19 protein-coding genes are annotated in these 18,396 nt (G+C 71.2%); 6 read left to right on the forward strand and 13 right to left on the reverse strand.

Annotated elements, in window-relative coordinates:
* Positions 1–5: 5 nt before the first annotated feature.
* The gene (locus tag BMY89_RS01710) at positions 6–1,187 is read left to right on the forward strand and encodes an acetoin utilization protein AcuC (RefSeq protein ID WP_092373856.1); all 1,182 of its coding nucleotides are present in this window, start codon (positions 6–8) and stop codon (positions 1,185–1,187) included.
* A 29-nt stretch (positions 1,188–1,216) separates the two neighbouring features.
* A complete protein-coding gene (locus BMY89_RS01715) occupies positions 1,217–3,772 on the forward strand; it encodes a bifunctional acetate--CoA ligase family protein/GNAT family N-acetyltransferase (protein ID WP_092373858.1) in 2,556 nt (851 codons plus the stop codon).
* 60 nt (positions 3,773–3,832) lie between these two features.
* On the opposite strand, the gene BMY89_RS01720 is transcribed toward BMY89_RS01715, so the two are convergent.
* From BMY89_RS01720 to sigB, 4 genes are all read right to left on the reverse strand, one after another.
* Entirely contained in the window at positions 3,833–4,240 is a 408-nt protein-coding gene (locus BMY89_RS01720) for a VOC family protein (RefSeq protein WP_092373860.1), read from the reverse strand.
* Positions 4,237–4,731, reverse strand: a complete 495-nt coding sequence (locus BMY89_RS01725) for an SRPBCC family protein (RefSeq protein WP_092373862.1) — start codon at positions 4,729–4,731, stop codon at positions 4,237–4,239. The genes BMY89_RS01720 and BMY89_RS01725 overlap by 4 nt, the downstream gene beginning before the upstream one ends.
* The gene (locus tag BMY89_RS01730) at positions 4,728–5,093 is read right to left on the reverse strand and encodes an ArsR/SmtB family transcription factor (protein WP_092373864.1); all 366 of its coding nucleotides are present in this window, start codon (positions 5,091–5,093) and stop codon (positions 4,728–4,730) included. The genes BMY89_RS01725 and BMY89_RS01730 overlap by 4 nt, the downstream gene beginning before the upstream one ends.
* A 120-nt stretch (positions 5,094–5,213) precedes the next feature.
* On the reverse strand, positions 5,214–6,224 hold the full coding sequence (sigB, locus tag BMY89_RS01735; protein ID WP_232521000.1) for an RNA polymerase sigma factor SigB: 1,011 nt from the start codon (positions 6,222–6,224) through the stop codon (positions 5,214–5,216).
* Between the two features lie 276 nt (positions 6,225–6,500).
* On the opposite strand from sigB, the gene BMY89_RS01740 reads away from it, so the two are divergent.
* Positions 6,501–7,289: a sporulation protein gene (locus BMY89_RS01740; protein ID WP_092373866.1), complete on the forward strand. Its 789-nt coding sequence runs from the start codon at positions 6,501–6,503 to the stop codon at positions 7,287–7,289.
* A 59-nt stretch (positions 7,290–7,348) separates the two neighbouring features.
* On the opposite strand, the gene BMY89_RS01745 is transcribed toward BMY89_RS01740, so the two are convergent.
* The 5 genes from BMY89_RS01745 to BMY89_RS01765 form a co-directional block, all read right to left on the reverse strand.
* Positions 7,349–7,789, reverse strand: coding sequence for an SRPBCC family protein (locus BMY89_RS01745; protein WP_092373868.1), 441 nt, complete (start codon positions 7,787–7,789; stop codon positions 7,349–7,351).
* A 93-nt stretch (positions 7,790–7,882) separates the two neighbouring features.
* Positions 7,883–8,221, reverse strand: coding sequence for an ArsR/SmtB family transcription factor (locus BMY89_RS01750; RefSeq protein WP_092373870.1), 339 nt, complete (start codon positions 8,219–8,221; stop codon positions 7,883–7,885).
* Positions 8,218–8,682: an SRPBCC family protein gene (locus BMY89_RS01755; protein WP_092373872.1), complete on the reverse strand. Its 465-nt coding sequence runs from the start codon at positions 8,680–8,682 to the stop codon at positions 8,218–8,220. Before BMY89_RS01755 ends, BMY89_RS01750 begins: the two co-directional genes overlap by 4 nt.
* Before the next feature lie 92 nt (positions 8,683–8,774).
* Positions 8,775–9,197, reverse strand: coding sequence for a D-aminoacyl-tRNA deacylase (gene dtd, locus BMY89_RS01760; protein WP_092373874.1), 423 nt, complete (start codon positions 9,195–9,197; stop codon positions 8,775–8,777).
* Positions 9,197–10,681, reverse strand: a complete 1,485-nt coding sequence (locus BMY89_RS01765; protein ID WP_175510262.1) for a DUF7782 domain-containing protein — start codon at positions 10,679–10,681, stop codon at positions 9,197–9,199. Before BMY89_RS01765 ends, dtd begins: the two co-directional genes overlap by 1 nt.
* A gap of 180 nt (positions 10,682–10,861) precedes the next feature.
* Here BMY89_RS01765 and BMY89_RS01770 point away from each other — a divergent pair, with 180 nt between their 5' ends.
* Positions 10,862–12,082: a S8 family peptidase gene (locus BMY89_RS01770; protein ID WP_092373878.1), complete on the forward strand. Its 1,221-nt coding sequence runs from the start codon at positions 10,862–10,864 to the stop codon at positions 12,080–12,082.
* A gap of 97 nt (positions 12,083–12,179) precedes the next feature.
* Here the strand turns inward: BMY89_RS01770 and BMY89_RS01775 are convergent, their stop codons facing one another.
* The 3 genes from BMY89_RS01775 to BMY89_RS01785 all read right to left on the reverse strand — a co-directional run bounded on the left by BMY89_RS01775 (position 12,180) and on the right by BMY89_RS01785 (position 16,063).
* Entirely contained in the window at positions 12,180–13,247 is a 1,068-nt protein-coding gene (locus tag BMY89_RS01775; RefSeq protein WP_092373880.1) for an ABC transporter ATP-binding protein, read from the reverse strand.
* Positions 13,248–13,403: 156 nt separating this feature from the next.
* Entirely contained in the window at positions 13,404–14,960 is a 1,557-nt protein-coding gene (locus tag BMY89_RS01780) for an ABC transporter permease (RefSeq protein WP_092373882.1), read from the reverse strand.
* A gap of 44 nt (positions 14,961–15,004) precedes the next feature.
* Entirely contained in the window at positions 15,005–16,063 is a 1,059-nt protein-coding gene (locus BMY89_RS01785; protein ID WP_092373884.1) for an iron ABC transporter substrate-binding protein, read from the reverse strand.
* Positions 16,064–16,181: 118 nt separating this feature from the next.
* Between BMY89_RS01785 and BMY89_RS01790 the strand changes: the two genes are divergently transcribed.
* Both BMY89_RS01790 and BMY89_RS01795 read left to right on the forward strand, forming a co-directional pair.
* Positions 16,182–16,763 (forward strand): HhH-GPD-type base excision DNA repair protein, encoded by a 582-nt coding sequence (locus BMY89_RS01790; protein ID WP_092373886.1) that lies wholly within the window; start codon positions 16,182–16,184, stop codon positions 16,761–16,763.
* Positions 16,764–16,797: 34 nt separating this feature from the next.
* Entirely contained in the window at positions 16,798–18,027 is a 1,230-nt protein-coding gene (locus BMY89_RS01795) for a low temperature requirement protein A (protein ID WP_092373888.1), read from the forward strand.
* Positions 18,028–18,083: 56 nt separating this feature from the next.
* On the opposite strand, the gene BMY89_RS01800 is transcribed toward BMY89_RS01795, so the two are convergent.
* Entirely contained in the window at positions 18,084–18,395 is a 312-nt protein-coding gene (locus BMY89_RS01800) for a hypothetical protein (protein ID WP_092373890.1), read from the reverse strand.
* Position 18,396 lies beyond the last annotated feature (1 nt).

The following is an 18,396-nucleotide window of genomic DNA, read 5'->3' on the forward strand; positions in this document are numbered from 1 at the left end:
GGCAGATGTCCGACGACACGGTGGTGGTGTGGGACGAGTCGCTGCTCGCCTACGACCTCGGTGACCACCCGCTCGACCCGGTGCGGGTGGAGTTGACCATCGCGCTCGCCCGTGAGCTCGGCATCCTGCAACGACCCGGGGTGCGGTTGGTGCCGCCGACGCCCGCCGACGACGCGTTGCTCACCCGGGTGCACGCCCCGCGTTATCTGGACGCGGTCCGGATAGCTCCGCGCGACCCGCTCTTCGCCGGCTTCGGTCTGGGCACCTCCGACAATCCCGTCTTCGAGGGGATGCACGAGTCCAGCGCGCTGGTCGCCGGGGCGAGTGTGGCCGCGGCCGAGGCGGTGTGGCGCGGGGAGGCCCGCCGCGCCGTCAATGTGGCCGGCGGCCTGCACCACGCGATGCCCGCCCGCGCCGCCGGGTTCTGCGTCTACAACGACCCGGCCGTGGCCATCGCCCGGCTGCTCGACCTGGGCGCCGAGCGCATCGCGTACGTCGACGTGGACGTGCACCACGGCGACGGCGTACAGCAGATCTTCTGGGACGACCCCCGGGTGATGACCGTCAGCCTGCACGAGACCCCGCTGGCGCTCTTCCCCGGCACCGGCTTCCCGGACGAGACCGGCGGCCCGAACGCCGCCGGCACCGCGGTCAACATCCCGTTGCCGCCGGGCGTCGAGGACGCCGGCTGGCAGCGCGCCTTCCACGCGATCGTGCCGTCGGTGCTGCGCGCCTTCCGCCCGCAGCTGCTGTTCACCCAGTGCGGAGCCGATGCCCACCGCGTCGATCCGCTCGCCGACCTGCACCTCTCCGTGGACGGCCAGCGCGCCACGTACCTGGCGCTGCGGGCGCTCGCCGACGAGTTGTGCGACGGCCGCTGGGTGGCCACCGGCGGCGGGGGATACGCCCTGGTCGAGGTGGTACCCCGGGCCTGGACGCACCTGCTGGCGGTGGCCACCGGGGCGCCGCTGGACCCGGCCACGCTGACCCCGCCGGCCTGGCGGGAACTGGCCACGGCCCGCCGTCCCGGCTTCGACGTGCCGCTGCGGATGACCGACGACGTCGATCCGGGATACGAGCCGTGGCAGCCCACCGGCGAGCCGAACCAGGTGGACCGGGCGATCGCGGCGACCCGCAAGGCGGTCTTCCCGCTGCTCGGGCTCGACCCGCACGATCCGCGTGACTGAGTGAATCAGCCGGGGGAGGGCCGCCCGAGGTGACCACAGCCGAACAAGCCGTGGACGTGCTGCTCAGTGACGGCAGCACCGTCCAGCTGCGACCGATCCGTCCGTCGGACGCGCCGGAGATCGTGGCGATGCACTCCCGATTCTCCGAGCGCACCCGTTACCTGCGCTACTTCTCGCCGTACCCGCGTATCCCCGAACGCGACCTGCAACGCTTCGTCAACGTCGACCACCGCGACCGGGAGGCGTTCGTGGTGTTGGCGGGCGGGCGGATCGTCGCCGTCGGCCGCTACGAACGGCTCGGCCCCGAGTCTCCCGACGCCGAGGTCGCCTTCGTGGTCGAGGACGCTCACCAGGGGCGGGGGATCGGCTCGGTGTTGATGGAGCATCTCGCCGACGCCGCCCGGCGGGCCGGCATCGTCAACTTCGTGGCCGAGGTCCTCCCGGCCAACGGCCAGATGCTGCGGGTCTTCGCCGACTTCGGGTACCAGATCCAGCGGCAGTTCGCCGACGGCGTGGTGCACCTGAGCTTCCCCATCGCCCCCACCGAGGCGACCCTGGAGGTGCAACGCGGCCGCGAACACCGCACCGAGGCGCGCTCCATCGCCCGGCTGCTCGCGCCACGTGGCGTCGCCGTCTACGGTGCCAGCGCAACCGGTCAGGGCGTCGGTGCGGCGGTGCTCGGGCACCTGCGTGACGGCGGGTTCACCGGGTCGGTGGTGCCGGTGCACCCGAGCGCCGCCCGGGTGGCCGGCCTGCCCGCGTACCCGTCGGCGGCCGACGCCGGCCTGCCCGTCGACCTGGCCGTGGTGGCGGTGCCGCCGGACGCCGCCGCGGCCGTGGTCGCCGACGCCGCGGCGGCCGGGGTGCACGGACTGGTCGTCATCTCCGCCGGCTTCGCCGAGGCCGGCATCGATGGGGCCGCCGCCCAGCGCACGCTGGTGCGCGCCGCCCACGCCGCGGGCATGCGGGTGATCGGCCCCAACTGCCTGGGGGTGGCGAACACCGATCCGACGGTACGCCTCAACGCCACCCTCGCCCCGCGTCTGCCGCCGGCGGGCCGGGTCGGCATCTTCAGTCAGTCAGGCGCGTTCGGTGTGGCGTTGCTGGCCGAGGCCGACCGGCGGGGGCTGGGACTGTCCAGCTTCGTCTCGGCCGGCAACCGGGCCGACGTCTCCGGCAACGACCTGCTGCAGTACTGGCAGGACGACCCGGCGACCGACGTGATCATGTTGTACCTGGAGACCTTCGGCAACCCGCGCAAGTTCGCCCGGCTGGCCCGGCGCATCGGCCGGGACAAGCCGGTGGTGGCGCTGGCGTCACCGGTCCGCCCAGCCGGGCTCGGCGATTCCACCGGCCCGGACTCCACGGCGGTCAGCGCGCTGTTCGCCCAGTCCGGGGTGATCCGGGTGGACACCGTCGGCGAGCTGCTCGATGTCGGGGTGCTGCTGGCCAACCAGCCGCTGCCCGCCGGCGACCGGGTCGGTGTCGTCGGTAACTCCTCGGCGTTGACGGGGTTGGCCGCCACCGCCTGCACCGCCCAGGGGTTGACCGTCGCGGTCGGCTATCCGCGCGACGTCGGGCCGAGGGCCAGCGCGGCCGAGTTCGCCCAGGCTCTCGCCGAGGCTGCCGCCGACGAGTCCGTCGACGCCCTGGTGGCGCTCTTCGCGCCGCCGCTGCCTGGTCAGTTCACCGGCAGCGAGGCCGATCTCACCGCCGCGTTGCCCGCGGCGCTCTCGGCCGGCAAGCCGGCGGTGGCGACCTTCCTGGTCGGCCGGGCCCCGGCCGGGATGCCGTCGTACCCGAGCGTGGAGGAGGCGGTCCGGTCGCTGGCCCGGGTCACCGAGTACGCCCACTGGCTGCGTCGGTTGCCCGGCACCCTGCCCGATCTGCCCGACATCGACCAGTCGGCGGCGACGGCGGCGTTGCGGGCCGAGGGCGTCGATCCGGGGTCGCTGCTCGCCGCGTACGGCATCGACGTGGTCGAGTCGGTGCCGGCCTCCTCGGTGGAGGAGGCCGTCGACGCGGCGACGCGACTCGGTTTCCCGGTCGCGCTCAAGGCGGCCGCCGCTGGGCTGCGGCACCGCCTCGACCTCGGCGCGGTCCGCCTCGACCTGTCGGACGCCGCCGCCGTGCGCCGGGCCTGTTCGGAGTTGGCGGCCAGCTTCGGCGCCGACGTCCTGGTGCAGCCGATGGTGCCGCCGGGAGTGGCCTGCGTGGTGGAGCTGGTCGAGGATCCGGCGTTCGGGCCGGTGGTCGGCTTCGGGCTGGGTGGCGTCGCCACCGAACTGCTCGGCGACCGGGCCTGGCGGGCGGTGCCGCTGACCGACACCGACGCCATGGAGTTGGTCGACGCGCCCCGCGCGGCACCGCTGCTGCGCGGGCACCGGGGAGCCGATCCGGTGGACCGCGCCGCGCTGGCCGACCTGCTGTTGCGGGTCGGTCGGCTCGCCGACGAGCAGCCTCGGGTGCGGTCGCTGACGCTGAACCCGGTGCTCGCCCGCCCCGACGGCCTCTCCGTGCTGCACGCCGCCGTCCGGGTCGGCTCCGCCGCCCCCCGCCCCGACACCGGCCCCCGCCGATTGTGAAAGGAAGGGGCCCTTCTTAACGCCTGGTGTATAGGAAGGGCCCCTTGTTAACAGTCCGGCTCAGGCTCGACTGGAGATCTGCTGCACCGCCCAGGCGTTGCCATCCGGGTCGGAGAAGAAGACGAAGCCGACATTGTCCAGCGGGTCCGGCACCGGCCGTGGGTTCTCCCCGAGTATCTGGATCTCGCTCACCTCGACACCCCGTTCGAGCAGCTCGGTACGGGCCTTGGCCAGATCCGGCACGACCAGCTGGAGCCCCTTGAGTGAACCGGATGGCATCTCCGGCACCGCGCCCTTGCCGATCACGATTGAGCAGCCGGAGCCGGGCGGGGTCAACTGCACGATCCGTACGTCGTCGCCGAGCACCGTGTCGTGGTCGACGGCGAAGCCCAGCTGGTCGGCGTAGAACGCCTTGGCCCGGTCCAGATCGGAGACCGGTACGACCACCACTTCCAGTGTCCAGTTCATTCTTGTTCTCCTGATGTCGTCGTCGCCAACAGTTCGGCGAGTCGGCTGAAACTCTCGGTGATTCCGCGGGTCATCGGATACCGCAGCGCGGTGTCCCGCCCCTCGGGTGTGGCGTACCGCAGCGTGGTGGTGACGGTGGTCCGTCCGGCCAGCTCGGTGAAGTCGTAACTGACCAGGGTCTGGCCGGGGTACGACTGGTCGTCGAACAACTCGGTGCAGCGGAGTCGACGTGGCGGATCGATCAATCGGTAGATCCCGCTCTGGCCCATCCGCTCCCCGCCGGGCCCCTGCGAGACGAACCGCCAACGCCCGCCGACCCGCAGATCGATCTCGCATTCGACCAGTCGCCAGCCTCGGGCGCCGTACCAGCGGGTCAGCAGCTCGGGTCGGGTGAAGGCGGCGAAGACGAGCCGTGCCGGGGCGTCGAACAGCCGGCTCAGTACGATCTCCCGGTCACCTGGCGTGTCGACCACCAGGTGGTCGTCGATCACCGCGCCCCACCGCCTCGGGACCCGGCCTGGTCGGCCTGGTCGGTCGAGCGCAGCTCGTCGAGCAGGGCGTCCAGGCGTTGGTAGCTTTCGGCCCAGTGGTCGCGGTATCCGGCGAGCCAGGTGGTGGCCTCCCGCAACGGGCCGGCCTCCAGCCGGCACGGGCGGCGTTGCGCGTCCCGCCCGCGGCTGACCAGGCCGGCGCGTTCCAGCACCCTTAGGTGCTTGGAGACCGCCGGCTGGCTCATCGCGAACGGCGCGGCGAGTTCGGTGACGGTCGCCTCGCCGGTCGCCAGCCGGGCGAGGATGGCGCGCCGGGTGGGGTCGGCGAGCGCCGCGAAGGTGGCGTCCAGGTCCGTGTGCACGGTATATAACCCTCCGGTTTGATAACCAAGAGGTTTGTATCCGGTGCGCGGCCGCCGGTCAAGCCGACACACACGAAGTCGGCCCCGGCGAACCGCCGGGGCCGAGTCGTGCGAGTCAGGTCAGCAGGCGTACGCCTCCAGCCGCTGCGCCCGTTCCGGGGCCCGCAGCTTGAGCAGGGTCACCTTCTCGATCTGCCGGATCCGTTCCCTGGAGAGACCGAACTCCCGGCCCACCTCGTCCAGGGTGCGCTGCCGCCCGTCGTCGAGCCCGAACCGCAGGCGGATCACCGCCTGCTCGCGCTGGGACAGGGTGGCCAGCACGACGCTCACCTCGTTGCGCAGTTCGCCCTGAGCAGCGGCGTCGTCCGGCGCGGCGGACGGGTCCACGGCGGCGACGAAGTCACCGAGCGCGCTCTCGCCGTCCTCGCCGACGGCCTGGTCCAGGCTGACCGGCTCCCGGTCGTACGAGATCAGCTCGATCACCTGGAACTCCGGTACGTCGAGCGCGTGGGCCACCTCGGCGACAGTGGGCTCCCGACCCAGCGAGACAGCCAACTCCCGCCGGGCGCGGACCATCCGGTTCACCTGCTCGACCATGTGTACCGGGATGCGGATGGTGCGGGCCTGGTCGGCCATGGCGCGGGTGATGGCCTGGCGGATCCACCAGGTGGCGTAGGTGGAGAACTTGTAGCCCTTGGTGTAGTCGAATTTCTCGACGGCGCGGATGAGGCCGAGGTTGCCTTCCTGGATGAGGTCGAGGAAGGCCATGCCGCGGCCGGTGTACCGCTTGGCGATGCTCACCACCAGGCGGAGGTTGGCCTCCAGCAGGTGGTTCTTGGCGGCGCGGCCCTGTCGCGCGACCACCTCCAGGTCGGCACGCAGGTCGGCGGAGACCGGCGCGCAGGTCGCCAGCTTCTCGTCGGCGAACAGGCCGGCCTCGATCCGCTTCGCCAGGTCGACCTCCTGCGCCGCGGTGAGCAGCTTCGTCCGCCCGATTCCGTTGAGGTATGCCCGGACCAGATCCGTGGAGACGCCACGCTCGTCGGTGGCGTCCAGGTCGGTCAGGGTGTCGACGCCGTGCTCGGCCTCGGTGCCGGTGTGCGTCCGGTGCTCCATCGTCTGCAGGCCCATCTCGCCTCTCCCCGTGTCCACGTCCGTGCCGTGTCCCGCCGGCCAAATCCTGCCGGTGACAAACAGCTTGGCGGTTGGGGCGTAAAACGGGAGTGAGGCGATCGGGGAACCGACAGCTGTTAGCGACTTGTGGCCTGAGTCGTCACTCCGTGACGGGCCCGCTCGGCGGTTCGGTCGGTTCGGCTTGCCGGCTGCGGTTACCGTGCCAGCGGTCGGCCGCCCGGGCCGACACTGCCCGCCCCGAGTGGGGCGGGCGATCAGGCAACGGAGGCAATCGTGGTCTTCAAGCGGCTCATGCAGGCGATGGGAGTCGGTGGTCCGTCGGTGGAGACGGTGCTGGCGGATTCGAACTGCCAGCCGGGCGGCCAGCTGACGGGGAGCATTGCGGTCACCGGCGGCGACCATGCGGTCGACGTGTCCTACGTGGCTCTGGGTCTGCTCACCCGGGTCGAGGTGGAGAGCGGCGACAACGAGTACGCGACCAACCAGGAGTTCCAGCGGCAGCCGGTCACGGGCGCATTCCGGTTGGAGGCGGGACAGCGCTACGACGTCCCGTTTCGGTTCGAGGTGCCCTGGGAGACCCCGCTCACCGAGCTGTACGGGCAGCACCTGCACGGGATGACCATGGGGCTGCGTACCGAACTGGAGGTCGCCCACGCGGTCGACAAGAGTGACCTCGACGCGGTGGCGGTGCACCCGCTGCCGGCCCAGGAGCTGTTGCTGGAGGCGCTACTGCGGCTCGGTTTCCGGTTCGCCCGGGCCGACGTGGAGCGGGGGCACATCTACGGCGTCCACCAGACGCTGCCGTTCTACCAGGAGATCGAGTTCTACCCAGCGCCGCAGTACGCGGGCGCGATGAACCAGCTCGAGCTCACCTTCATCGCCGACCCGCGACAGGTGCAGGTGGTGCTGGAGCTGGACAAGCGGGGTGGGCTGTTCACCGAGGGCCGGGACGCCTTCGGTCGTTTCACCGTCGAGCACGCCTCGGCCGCCGGTACCGACTGGGCCGCCCAGCTCGACGGTTGGCTGCGCCAGTCCCTGCAACGTCGCGGTCTCTTCGGCTGACCAGCCCACCCGTGCCGCCTGGCTGGTGCGGTGTCCAGGCACGTCGCCGCGACACCGCACTAGTGCCAGTTGCTGATCCTGACGTCGTGCGGGGCGGGCTCGCCCTTGCCGGTTTCGACCAGCTTCTTGAGGCTCATCAGATAGATCGCCCACTTGGTGCTGCAGTGGTACATGAACTCCACCGGCTCCCGCCAGCCCTCGTGGCGGAACAGCAGGATCGTGAAGTCGTCTTCCACCTTCAACTCGAAGCGAACCTGGGTGCCGATCCACTCCTCGGGACCGTCGACGACCTCCCAGAGCACCAGTTCGGCGGGCCGGGTCTCCACGACCTTCATGTCGAAGCCGCCGGGTACGAAGCGGAACCGGAGCACTCCGCCGACATCGCCGTCGCCGTCCGTCTCCACCGTCCACCAGTTCGCCAGTCCGTCGACCGTGGTCAGGGCCGCGTAGACGTCGTCGGGAGTCGCGGTGACCCCGACCCGGTGCAGGATGTCCACCATCTCGATACCTCTTTCCGTCGAAGACGCCCGAATCCGGGCAGCATTCATCAGCGCCGCCACGGACGTGGCGACGTTCGTTCGTTCCGGGTGAGCTCAGCTCTCCTGGCTGCGCTGGATCGCCTCGGCGATCTGCTTGATCCGACGCAGCCGGGCGTCCCAGGTGGCGCCGACCGACGACAGTTGCGCGACTGCGCGGGCGAGTTGCGCCTCGTCCACCTCGTAGCGGCGTTCGCGTCCGGACGGCGTGGCGTGGACCAGCCCGACCCGGTCGAGCACGCCAAGGTGTTTGGCGACCGCCTGTCGGGTGACCGGCAGTTGTTCGCTCAGCGTGGTCGCCGTGCCACCGCCGTCGCTCAGCAGTAGATCGAGCATCCGCCGTCGGGTGGGGTCGCCGACCGCCGACCAGAGTTCGTCGTCGACGGCGACGCTCATGAAATCGCGACCAGCCGTGCGACGTAGGTGACGAGACGGGGCAGGAAATGGTCCCAGCCGTTGACGTGGTCGCGGTAGTGCTCCTCGAGCACGGCCGCCTCCCAGCCTCTCTCCCGGAACCCCGTCTCGGTGAGGCGCAGCAGCGTGCCTGCGCCCGACGGGACCAGATCGAAGGTCACCAGGAGCGAGTTTGTCGGCGTCGCGGCCGAGGCCGCATCGTACACCCACCGGAAGGAGAACCGCCGGGGCGGGTCGGCCTCCACCACCGTGAGCGGTTCGACATGCGGATCCGGCGTGGCGTTGTCACCGAAGGAGATGACTCCGGTGGCACCGGGAACGGGCTGGAACTCTGCCTCGTCCGGCCACCACTGCCGCAGGTGTTCGGGTCTGCTGACGACCTCGTAGACCACCTCGGGGGTGGCGTCGACGCGAATCTCCCGCTCGATGCTGCCGTACTCCATCGGCACGCTCCTCCATTTCCGCAACCAGTGGTTGCGCATGACTCTAGGACGATCCGTCGTCATACGCAACCACTGGTTGCGCATGGGTGGCGCTAGAGGTCGAGAAGCAGGGTGCGGGGGCCGACGTTGACGCTCTCCACCAGCATGTGTGCCCGGAAGCGCCCGGTCTCGACCTGCGCGCCGCGCTGGCGTAGCGCCTGGACCACCTCATCGACCAGAGGCTCGGCCACTTCTGCCGGGGCCGCCGCGGTCCAGGTCGGGCGCCGGCCCTTGCGGGCGTCGCCGTAGAGGGTGAACTGGCTGACGACGAGGATCGGCGCGCCGACGTCGGCCGCCGACCGCTCGTCGTCCATGATGCGCAGCTCGTGCACCTTGCGGGCCATCGTGCGGGCGATCTCGACGGTGTCGGTGTGGGTCACCCCCAGCAGTACCAACAGCCCGTCGGCGACCGCGCCGACCACCTCACCTTCGACGGTGACGCTGGCCCGGCCGACCGTCTGCACCACCGCCCGCATCAGGCGCCGACCCGCTCGATGAAGCCCCGCTCGACCAGGTGCGCCACGATCGGCCCGGCCGCCTCGGCCAACTCGTCCACGGTCACATCGTGGGCGACCGCGAGCAGCGCGAGTTGGTCGCGCAGCGGCAGCCGCCCGTCGGCCCCGCCCACCAGGGCCAGTACCAGCGGGTCGATCTCCTCGGTCCAGCGCAGCCCCGCAGGCATGGCGAGGACCTGGCGGTCCACCGCCCAGCCATCGGGACCCATGGTCGCCTCCTGCCGCAGCTGAAGCCCGTCGGCAGCGCGGTAACGCTCGGCCAGCAGCCCGTCGGTGTCCCGCCCGTGCAGCCAGTCCTGCCGGTCGAACCAGTCGGCGATCCGGTCGCCCAGGGGCGTCTGGACCCGCTGGCGCAGGTCCTCCACCCGGGTCACCGGGTCGTCGTGGCCGGCTCGGCGCAGCGAGACGATGCCGAACCCGATCGCCTCCACCTTGTGCGCGTCGAACCAGTCCAGCCAGTCGGCCATCCGCTGCGGGTCGGCCGCCTCCCCGACATCGGTCAGCCACAGGTTGACGTACGCCATCGGGTCCGCGACCTCGCGCTGGATCACCCAGGCGTCCAGGCCGGTGCCGGCGAACCAGCCGGCCACCCGCTCGCCCCAGTCCTCACCGGCAACGTGCACCCAGTTGGCGAGGTACTGCATGGTGCCGCCCTCGGTGAGCAGGTCGGGAGCGGCGGCAGCCAACTCGGCGCCGATCGCGTCGCCAACCCGGCCGGAGTCGCGGTAGACGTGCGTGGTGGTCCCCGGCCCCACCACGAACGGCGGGTTGCTGACCACCAGGTCGAAGCGACGACCGGCCACCGGCGCCACCATGTCGCCACGCAGCAGTTCCCAGTCCTGGCCGTTGAGGGCGGCGGTGGTGGCGGCGAACCGCAACGCCCGCCGCGAGACGTCGGTGGCGGTGACCCGCCGGGCGTGGGTACCCAGGTGCAGCGCCTGCACGCCCGAGCCGGTGCCGAGGTCGAGTGCGCTCTCCACCGGCCGTCGGACGGCCGCCCCGATCATCGTCTGGGTCGCCCCGCCGATGCCCAGGACGTGCTCGGCGTGCAGCGGGCGGCCCGGACGGGCGCTGGCCGGCACGTCCGCGAGCACCCACCAGTCGTCGCCGTACGGTTCCAGGTCCAACCCCATCCGTAGCCCGTCGCCGTGTCGCTCGACCAGCCCCGCGTCGAGTGCCTCGGCGATCGACAGTGGCGAGAGCGCGGCGGCGACGGCGGCCTCCGACTCGGTCTGTTCGCAGATGAACACCCGGATCAGGGTGGCGAGCGGATCGCGGTCGGCGGTGGCGCGCAGCGCGGCGCGGAAGTCGTTGCGGGCCACCCCGCCGGTGGCCTGCGGGCCGAGCCGCCCGGCGATGCCGTTGGCGGTGAAAGTGGCTCGGATCAACGCGGTCCGCAGCGCCTCGACGCCGGCGGGGGAGAGCAGCATGTCATGTCCATCCACACCGTCATCCTGCCTGGTGGAGCCCGGTCCAGGCGTGACGGCCCGTGACATTTTCCATCAATCGACGCGCATCTCTGTTATATCCATCGATCAAACGCTAGCATCTCCTCCAACTCAGTCCATGGTGCGGACCGCCCGGCCAGAAGCCCGGGTCGGCCGCCCAGGTAAGGGAGGCAGACGATGTCCTCAGGGTCCACCGCGCGACGGCAGCTCATCCGGGCGCTCGCCGTCGTCGCCACCGCGGCGGCCGTATCCGCGGCCAGCACCACCGCGGCGGTCGCCGCACCCACCGGCGAGATCCGCGGCGCTGGCGCGTCGAACGCGGTCAGCGGAAGCTACCTCGTCGTCCTGCGCACCGACGCGGTCGGTGCCGCGGGTTCGTCGACGGCGCGCAGCGCGGTGCCGGACCGGGCCAGTGCCCTGGTCAAGCGGTACGGGGGTAGCGTCTCCGACACGTACAGCGCGGCACTGACCGGCTTCGCCGCCAAGATGACCGCGAGCCAGGCGGCCCGACTCGCCGCCAACCCGGCCGTGGCGTACGTGGAGCAGGACCAGGTGGTCACGATCCAGGCCACCCAGACCAACCCGACCTGGGGCCTGGACCGCATCGACCAGCGGAACCGCCCGCTGAGTGGCACCTTCACCTACCCGAACACCGCCTCGAACGTGCGGGCGTACATCATCGACACCGGTATCCGGACCAGCCACAACCAGTTCGGCGGTCGGGCCACCTGGGGCACCAACACGGTGGACAGCAACAACACCGACTGCAACGGCCACGGCACCCACGTCGCCGGCACGGTCGGCGGCTCGACGTACGGCGTTGCCAAGGCCGTCCGCCTGGTCGCGGTGAAGGTGCTCAACTGCTCCGGCGGTGGCACCACCACCAGCGTCGTCAACGGCGTCAACTGGGTGACCGCCAACGCGGTCAAGCCGGCCGTGGCGAACATGAGCCTCGGCGGTGGGGCCAGCAGCTCCATCGACAACGCTGTGGCCAACTCGATCGCCTCGGGCGTGAGCTACGCGGTCGCGGCGGGCAACTCCAACGCCAACGCCTGCAACTACTCCCCGGCCCGTACCTCGACCGCGATCACCGTGGGCTCGACGACCAGCACCGACGCCCGCTCGTCCTTCTCCAACTACGGCTCCTGCGTGCACATCTTCGCGCCCGGCTCGAGCGTGCTCTCCGCGTACCACACCAGCAACACCGCGACCAGCACGCTCAGCGGCACCTCGATGGCCGCGCCGCACGTGGCCGGCGCCGCCGCCGTCGTCCTGGGCGCCAACCCGTCCTACTCGCCGGCACAGGTCAAGAGCTACCTGGTCAACAACGCCACCACCGGCGTGGTGACCAGCCCCGGCTCGGGATCGCCGAACCGCCTGCTGTTCGTGGTCAACTGACCCTGATGAAGTGGACCGGCCCGGCGGACAGCTCGACCCGATCCGCCGGGCCGGTCCATGCCGCTAGTGCTCCTACCCCGCAAAGCCCTCGTACCAGTCAGGCGGTGAGCTGATACTCGGCCGGAAGGCCGGCGAGGGTCCGTGCCGGGAACGCCCGTGCCGCGCCATCCACCCGCACGGTGACCTCGCCACCCAGGGGTACCGGGGCGGCACCGTCAAGAATCCGGGCGGTGACCTGGGTGCCGTCGGCGAGACGGAGCCCGATCAGCGCGTCGTGGCCATGAAAGTCGTGTCGCAGGACGGTCGCGGCGACCGCGTCCCGACCGTCGGCGAAGCGGAGCTGCTCGGGCCGAACCAGGACGGTGGCCGGGCCGTCGGCCGTCGCACCGGTGACCGGGAGGATCCCCAGGGCGGTACGCGCAGCACCCTGCTCGACCACCGCCGGCAGCAGCATCGCGTCGCCGACAAACCCGGCGACCCAGGGGTCGGCCGGCTCGCGATAGATGGTGGTGGGCGGGGCGGACTGAACCACCCGCCCCTCGCACAGGACCGCCACCTGGTCGGCTACCGAGAGCGCCTCGCCCTGATCGTGGGTGACCAACACACCGGTGGCGCCGTCGGCGCGCAGCGCCTCGCGTACGTCGTGCCGCAGTCCCGTACGCAGTCCCGCGTCGAGAGCACTGAACGGCTCGTCCAACAGCACCACCGACGGACGGGGTGCCAGGGCACGGGCCACCGCGACCCGCTGTTGCTGCCCGCCGGAGAGCTGATGCGGCATCCGGTCGCCGTACCCGGCGAGCCCGACCAGCGTCAGCACCTCGTCGATCCTGCCGGACCGCCGGGCGGCCCGGTCCAGCCCATATCCGACATTCTCCGCCACGCTCAGATGTGGGAAGAGCGCACCCTCCTGGGGCACCACGGCGATGTTGCGCCGATGCGCTGGCAGGTGCCGACCACCACCCGCGACCAGCGTGCCGTCGATGCGGATCTCCCCGGCGTCGAGTCGCTCGAAGCCGGCCAGGCAGCGCAGCAGCGTGGTCTTGCCACACCCGGACGGGCCGAGCACGGCGGTCAGTTGGCCGGCCGGGACGGTTAGGTCCGCCCCGACCAGGGCGTTCACCCGTCCATATCGCTTGAACACACCGCTGAGTACGACGTCGCTCATGACGGCACTCCGCTTCGCTGCGTGCCGTCCTGAGGCACCCACGCGCTGCATTGATGATTCGCTCGCTGACGCTCGCTCATGACGGCACTCCGCTTCGCTGCGTGCCGCCCTGAGGCACCCACGGGCTGCATTGATGATTCGCTCGCTGACGCTCGCTCATTGACGGTCCTCCTTGTCGAGCAGCCCGCTACGGGCGACTAGCAGCCAGGTGGGTAGTGCCGAGATCGCGACCAGCAGCGCGGCATAGGGCGCCGCCGCCGCGTAGGCGCCGACGGCCGTACTGGTCCACAGCTCGGTGGCCAGGGTGTCCGTGCCCGTCGGGCGCAGCAGCAGCGTGGCGGGCAACTCCTTCATCCCTGTGAGGAAGACCAGCGCGGCACCGGCTCCGATGCCGGGCAGCGTCAGCGGCAGGGTCACCGTGCGGAGCACCGTCCATGGTCCACGGCCGAGGGAACGGGCCACCTCTTCCAACCCTGCCGGGGACTGAAGGGCCGCACCGGCCACCGCGGCGACCGCCAACGGCAGGAACAGCGTGGCGTACGCGAGGGCCAGCAGCCACCGGGTCTGGTAGAGGGGGTACGCGACGTTGATGCCGAAGAAGATCAGCGAGAGCCCGACAACCACACCGGGCAGGGCGTGTGCGAGGTATGCCAGCCGGTCCAGCGCGGTGGTCAGCGGGCCCGGTGCGCGAGCCGTGAGCAGGCCCAAGGGCAGCGCCAGCAGCATGGTCAGCGCGGCGCCGGCCACCGAGACCGTCAGCGAGTTCCCGGCCGCGGTGAGCACCTCGGGCAGCGCTCCCGGGCGGGACATGCCGGCCGCGAGCCGCCGCGCCAGGCTGACTGCCGGCACGCCGAGCGCCAGCCCGGCAACGCCGAGCAGCGCCGCGATCGCCGGCAGCCGGGCCGCGCCGAGGCGCAGCCGCAACGCGGGACGCCGGGCGCCGCCGAGCCGGGCGTAGCGAGCGCCGCGCCGTCGGGTCGCGGTCTCGCCCGCCAGCAGCAGGACGGTCAGCGCCACCAGCACGCTGGAGAGCACCACCGCGCCGGTTCTATCGAAGCCCAGGTCGAAGGCGACGAAGATGGCCCGGGTGAAGGTGTCGGCGCGCAGGATGGAGACTGCCCCGAAATCGGACAGCACGTAGAGGGCGACCAGCAGCGCACCGGCGGCGGTGGCCGGGCGGATCTGCCGCAACGTCACCGCCGTGAAAGTCTGCCAGCCGCTACGTCTCAATGACCGGGAGACCTCCTCCTGAGCCGGGTCGGCACCGCGTAGCGCAGCCGCGACCGGCAGCAGCACGTACGGGTAGGAGCAGAGGGTCAGCACCAGTGCCGCCGGCCAGAATCCCTCCAGCCGGGGTGCCGCCGAGACCCAGGCGAACGCGGCGATGTAGGTGGGCACGGCCAGCGGCAGCGACGCCAGCACGGCGAAGAGCCGGCGGCCAGGCAGGTCGGTGCGGGTGACGAGGAAGGCGGTGCCGACGCCGAGTAACACGCAGGCCGTGGTGACCACCGTGGCCAGCCCGAGGCTGCGCAGGGCGAGTAACCCGACCCGCGTGCTCCACAGCTCTCCGACGATCGTGTCCCAGCCGGCCTCGGCGGTCCGTACGGCGAGGTAGGCCAGGGGTATCAGAGCCACAGCCACCGTCGCGGTCGAGGCCGCGAGCAGCGTCGGGCGTGGCGCCAGTCGGCGCGCCCTTCCGCGTACGCCAGGCAGGGCCGGCCCGGTCCGGGGCGGCCCTGCGGTGGTCGTCGGAGCGGTCAGGGCACCAACCCCGAGTCCTTGATCATGCTGACGGTGGCGTCAAGCGTGTCCAGGTCATTCAGGTCGATCTGCGGCACGGCCAGGTCGGCCAGCGCGGGCACGTACGCCGGGCCCGGCACCCCGGTGATCACCGGGTACTCGAAGGTCTGTTCGGCGAAGTGCGTCTGCGCCTCGGTGCCGAGCAGGAAGTCCACGAACTTTTGCGCGTCAGGGTCGGTGGCGGACCGGTTGAGCACACCCACGCCGGCAACATTGACCAGAGCGCCGGTGTCACCGCCGGGGAAGAAGTGCAGCTTGACCTTCAGCGCCTCCGGGGTGGTGCCCTTCTCCTTGGCGATCTCGCCCAGGTAGTAGTGGTTCACCAGGCCGACCGGGACGACGCCGCTGTTCACGTCCTCGACGATCTTGCCGTTGCCGTCGCGGATCTGTGGGTCGTTCGCCTTGAGCCCGGCCAGGAACTCCTCGGCCTTGGCGTCGCCGTGCTGCACCCGGATGGCGGTGACGAACGCCTGGAACGAGGCGTTCGTCGGTGCGAACGCGACCTTTCCCTTCCACTGCGCAGCGGTCAGGTCGAACACGGAGTTCGGAAGCTGGTCGGCCGGCACCTGATCCGGGTTGTAGGCCAGCACCCGGGCGCGGGCGCTCACCCCGACCCACTGGCCGTTGCCGGCGCGGTAGGTCGGCGGCACCTTTTCGACGGTCGTCTCGGAGAGGGTGCTGAACATGCCGCGCTTGGCCACCGTGCCCAACGCCCCGGCGTCCTGGGCGAAGAACACGTCGGCCGGGGACTTGTCGCCCTCCTCGACCAACTGGGCGGCGAGCTGCGCGGTGCTCGCGTAACGCGCGTTGACGGTGATCCCGGTCTGCTGGGTGAACTTGTCCAACAGCGGCTTGACCAGTTGTTCGTTGCGTCCGCTGTAGACGGTGATCTGCTTGTCGTCCGCCTTGCCGAGATCGGCGGCGGTACCCTCTTCGTCGGATCCGCAGGCGGCCAGGCCGATGGTGAGCAGGCTGGCAGCGATCAGCACGCGGGTGGTGCGGCGGGTGGCGAGCAAGGTTGACCTCTTCCAGGGCGGATGTGCGACGCGCAGAAGTTAGCACAGCCTAACCTCACCTCTGAACGGGATGCGCGTCGGATCACGTCCTGCTGTCTTGTACCGGCAGGATGGAGGCATGACGCTCGTACTGCCCATCGACCCGGAGGCGAACCGACTGCTGGCCCGCAGCCCGCTGGCCCTGCTCGTGGGGATGGTTCTCGACCAGCAGATTTCCATGGAGAAGGCGTTCTCCTCGCCGTACGTGCTGGCCCAACGGCTCGGCCACGACCTGGACGCCCGGGAGATCGCCGACCACGACCCGGAGGCCCTGGTGGCGATCTTCGCCCAGCCGCCCGCCCTGCACCGGTTCCCGAAGGCGATGGCGGCCCGGGTGCAGGAGGTGTGCCGGGTGCTGGTCGAACGCTACGACGGCGATGCCGCCCAGCTCTGGGCCGATCCGGCGGACGGCCGTGCGCTACTCGCGCGGATCACCGCGCTGCCCGGGTTCGGTCGACAGAAGGCCCAGATCTTCCTCGCCCTGCTCGGCAAGCGGTTCGGGGTGCGGCCGCCGGGCTGGCAGGAGGCGGCCGGTTCCTACGGTGATCCGAACGCCCACCGGTCCGTTGCCGATGTCACCGATGCCGAGTCACTGCGCCTGGTCCGGGAGTACAAACAGCAGATGAAGGCGGCGGCGAAAGCGAAGGCCGGCGGGGACTGAGCGGGCCGCTTCCGACGATGGCAGGGGGCGGTCGATGGCGGCGAAGCGGGGCGGCGCGCTCCTGCGTGGCGAGACCGGGTCGTCGCGGGCCACCTTCTTGGAACTCTTCCTCGACCTGTCCCTGGTCTTCGGGCTGACCCGGGTGTCGGTGCGTTTCATCGAGGAAATCGAGCACGGGCTGACCGTGCTGGGCTTCTTGGAGACGCTGATCCTGTTCCTCGCGCTGTGGCAGGTCTGGAGATTGATCAACTGGGTCACCAGTCGGTACGAGCCGGACGCCGGGACGATCCAGTTCGTCGTGGTCGGGACGATGTTCGCCAGCCTGGTGATGGCCGTTGCCCTGCCTCGGGCGTTCGAGGAGCGGGCGGTGCCGTTCGTCGTGGCGTACCTGGTGGCGGTGATCGGCCGTCCGCTGCTGATCGCCGCCGTCCTGGGGCGTCACCCGCGGCGGACCGTGCCGTGGCGGCTGGCCGCCTGGGCGTCGGGAGCGGGGGTGTTCTGGCTGGCCGGCGCACTCGGACCCGACGACTTGCGGTTCGGGCTGTGGGCGTTGGCAATCTCCATCGACATGGTCGGATTCGTGCTGGGCTGGCCGGTGCCGGGGCTGGGTCGGGCACCGGTTTCGGCCTGGCGGATCGCCGGCGAGCACATGGCCGAGCGCCACCAGCAGATCTTTCTGATCGCGCTCGGCGAGACGATCCTGGTCATCGGGATCAGCTACAGCGGCGAGGGCTTCGGAAGGCTGGCCGCAGCCGCCTTCACGGTTGCCTTCATCACCACTGCGCTGCTCTGGCGGATCTACTTCCACCGGGCCGGCCACCTGCTCGCCGAGGCGCTGCGGATGGCCCGGTCGCCGGGCCGGCTCGGTGCGTCGGCGTCCGCCACGCACCTGGTGATGGTGCTCGGCGTACTGCTCACCGGAGTGGGCTACGAACTGGTGATCGTGAAGCCGTTCGACCGGGTCGAACCGGCCTGGCTGATCTTCGTCGTCGGGGGCCCGGCCCTGTTCCTGCTGGGGCGGACCCGCTTCGAGTACGAAATCTTCGCGCGGGTCTCGCGCCGGCGGGTGCTGGCGGTGCTGGCGTTGGCCGGGTCCGCGCCGCTGCTTCTGCTCGGGACACCGATGCTCGCCCTGTCCGTGGTCGCCAGCGTGCTGACCGTGCTGGCCGTCCTCGACGCGCGGCGTGGCCGTAACCTGCCCATGGAGCCGTCGGCCTCTCCGTTGGACCGCACAGATCCAGGTGGCGCCAACTTTCCGACCTGACCTCGCCCCTCGCGCACCGGGGTGCGGGTCAGGTCGGCGCGGGCGGGCGGTTGCCGTCAGGCGGCGCTCGGGTGGGAGAGGGAGGCGATGGCCCGCCGTACGTCGGCCAGCGAGACGGTGGCCGAGTCGTCCAGGTCGGCCAGGCCGGCTTCGATCCACTGCCGCATCAGCGTGGTCACGCCGATGCCCCGGGCGTCGGCGGCGGCCCGGACCCGTTCGTAGGTGTCCAGCGGCAGCCGGACCGAGCGGCTGACCATCGGGGTCTCGGTGTCGGGGGTGGGTAGCTCCACCGAGTGACTCTCGTCGATCAGGTCGGCGAGCCGGTCGCCGCCGCTGTGGAACTGCTTGGTCGCGTCGTGACGGTTCATC

It is taken from the genome of Micromonospora phaseoli, assembly GCF_900109115.1.
Taxonomy (GTDB): Bacteria; Actinomycetota; Actinomycetes; order Mycobacteriales; family Micromonosporaceae; genus Micromonospora; species Micromonospora phaseoli.

Coding starts and splice junctions, on each gene's coding strand:
- BMY89_RS01770 (WP_092373878.1), top strand. CDS start 10,862: ATGTCCTCAGGGTCCACCGCGCGACGGCAGCTCATCCGGGCGCTCGCC.
- dtd (WP_092373874.1), bottom strand. CDS start 9,197: ATGCGGGCGGTGGTGCAGACGGTCGGCCGGGCCAGCGTCACCGTCGAA.
- BMY89_RS01710 (WP_092373856.1), top strand. CDS start 6: ATGTCCGACGACACGGTGGTGGTGTGGGACGAGTCGCTGCTCGCCTAC.
- BMY89_RS01800 (WP_092373890.1), bottom strand. CDS start 18,395: ATGAACCGTCACGACGCGACCAAGCAGTTCCACAGCGGCGGCGACCGG.
- BMY89_RS01795 (WP_092373888.1), top strand. CDS start 16,798: ATGGCGGCGAAGCGGGGCGGCGCGCTCCTGCGTGGCGAGACCGGGTCG.
- BMY89_RS01790 (WP_092373886.1), top strand. CDS start 16,182: ATGACGCTCGTACTGCCCATCGACCCGGAGGCGAACCGACTGCTGGCC.
- BMY89_RS01755 (WP_092373872.1), bottom strand. CDS start 8,682: ATGGAGTACGGCAGCATCGAGCGGGAGATTCGCGTCGACGCCACCCCC.
- BMY89_RS01750 (WP_092373870.1), bottom strand. CDS start 8,221: ATGAGCGTCGCCGTCGACGACGAACTCTGGTCGGCGGTCGGCGACCCC.
- BMY89_RS01775 (WP_092373880.1), bottom strand. CDS start 13,247: ATGAGCGACGTCGTACTCAGCGGTGTGTTCAAGCGATATGGACGGGTG.
- sigB (WP_232521000.1), bottom strand. CDS start 6,224: ATGGGCCTGCAGACGATGGAGCACCGGACGCACACCGGCACCGAGGCC.
- BMY89_RS01720 (WP_092373860.1), bottom strand. CDS start 4,240: ATGAACTGGACACTGGAAGTGGTGGTCGTACCGGTCTCCGATCTGGAC.
- BMY89_RS01745 (WP_092373868.1), bottom strand. CDS start 7,789: ATGGTGGACATCCTGCACCGGGTCGGGGTCACCGCGACTCCCGACGAC.